Raw genomic sequence first — 2,028 nt, 5'->3', positions numbered from 1 at the left:
CTCCTACACGCATTAACGCTATACACAGAGCTCATCCAGGCCAATGGCTGCGACGGCGCAAGTATCGCAAGCGTGTTGCGCCTGTTCGCGAAGGCTGTCGGCGGTGACCGTGAGCTGGACTCGATTGAGCCTTGGCAGGTACGGGCATTTCTCGACGGCAATCGGCCACTGACGCGGTACTGGCACCGCAAGCATTCCGCCTTGCTGGGCTTCTTTCGCTTCGCCCTCGCCCGTGGCCTGCTGCCGTGCATTCCGCTGCCGCTCGATACCCCCAGGTGCCGGCAGATCTTCCAGCCCTATGTGTACACCGAGAGCGAGATGGTTCGGCTCATCGACGCAATCGATGGTTTGCGCACGACTCGGATTACGCCGCGCACCTTTCGTACGCTGCTACTGCTCTTGTACGGCACCGGCCTGCGTCTGAGCGAGGCGCTGCACCTGTCCCTTGCCGACGTCGACCTTCAGCAGAACTTGCTGACCATCCGAGACACGAAGTTCTACAAGACACGGTGGGTACCGGTTGGGCCGCACCTTGCACAAATCCTGCGAGACTACGTCCAGACCTTTCACGCAACGCGCGACGCCAAGTCGGCGTCGCCGCTGCTGATCTGCAGTGACGGTGGTCCGCTCAAGGCGAGCGGTGCACGGCGCGCCTTTGCTCGACTCAGATCGAAGGCCAACATCCGACGTAGCGACTGCGCCCGCTACCAACCACGACTCCACGACCTGCGGGCCACCTTTGCCGTTCGCCGGCTGATCACATGGTATCGGCAGGGCGCCGACGTCCAGAAGCTCCTACCGCTGCTGTCCACCTACCTTGGGCACACGAGCATCGCAGCCACCCAGGTCTATTTGCCCTTGACACCAGAATTGCTCGTCGAGGCATCGACCCGCTTTGAGCGCTACGCAACAGGACAGGAGGATCACCATGAGTGAATCGAACCTGCTGGCCCCGTGGGTCAGGCGATTTCTGGTGGAGTATCTGGTCACCGTGAGATGCATGGCCAGAAGCACCCAGCTCAGCTACCGCGACACGCTCGCCAAGGTCATTCGGTATGCTGCGCACGCAGTGGGCAAACGACCTGACCTGCTCAATGTGGACGATCTCAGTCGGGAGCTGATCACCCAGTTCCTCCCGTCAACGGCGAGTAACAAGGACCTCACCGCGAGGACCATCAACCAGCGTCTGGCAGCGCTGCACACGTTTGCCCGCTTCGTCGGCGAGTACGGCCCGGAACACCTGGAATGGTCTGGGCGCATTCTCTCGATTCCTTTCAGGAAGTTTGCCCGCCCTCAGATCCCTTACCTGGAGAAGCCAGAGATGGACGCACTCTTGGCTGCAACGGATATGCAGACGGCGCAGGGAATCCGTGACCATGCGCTGTTGCTGTTCTTGTACAACACCGGATCCCGCGCAGCTGAGGCCGCGCAGCTCAAGGTGGCGGATTTGCAGCTGCAGGTGGCGGGCGGCACCCGCAACGCGTTCGTCAAGCTGCAAGGCAAGGGTGGAAAGGCACGGCTCTGCCCGCTATGGATGCGTACCGCCGATGAGCTCTCATCACTGATTTCAGGACGGTCCCCGGAGCAGCACGTCTTTCTCAACCGTTGTGGTCGGCCGATAACGCGCTTCGGCGTTCACGCCCTGGTGGAGCGCTATGCCAGGCAGGTCGCCAATCAATTCCCGGCGCTCAAAGCCAAGCGCGTAAGCCCGCACACGATTCGGCACACCACGGCAACCTACCTGTTGCGCGCCGGGGTCGACATCAACACCATTCGAGCTTGGCTCGGTCACGTCTCGCTCAACACCACAAATGTGTATGCGCAAATCGATCTCGAGATGAAGTCGCGTGCTCTGGCACAACTGGAGCCTGCGGGCAAGTCGCCGCGGCGGCCGATGGGATCAGACTTGATGCAGTTTCTGCGTTCACTGTAGCGAATAGTTCTGTGGCCTACAGATCGCGCCACCCCGCAGCCGAGGCCGTGCCGCGGACTGAAGGCCACATAAATCGCAAGGCCACACAAGATATG

The 2,028-nt window shown here is 61.2% G+C and carries 2 protein-coding genes; both read left to right on the top strand.

Translation table 11 applies throughout. From position 1 onward, the window contains the following. Positions 1 to 936, top strand: a 936-nt coding sequence (locus tag IEG05_RS22945; protein ID WP_224742965.1) for a tyrosine-type recombinase/integrase, incomplete at its 5' end; no start/stop codon positions are given. Beyond that, positions 929 to 1,933, top strand: coding sequence for a tyrosine-type recombinase/integrase (locus IEG05_RS22940; protein ID WP_033947522.1), 1,005 nt, complete (start codon positions 929 to 931; stop codon positions 1,931 to 1,933). The genes IEG05_RS22945 and IEG05_RS22940, both read left to right, overlap by 8 nt. Positions 1,934 to 2,028 lie beyond the last annotated feature (95 nt).

Source organism: Stutzerimonas kunmingensis (assembly GCF_014764705.1).
GTDB lineage: Bacteria > Pseudomonadota > Gammaproteobacteria > Pseudomonadales > Pseudomonadaceae > Stutzerimonas.
Note: the sequence above shows the minus strand (reverse complement) of the source record. Positions and strands in the feature narration are given on the sequence as shown.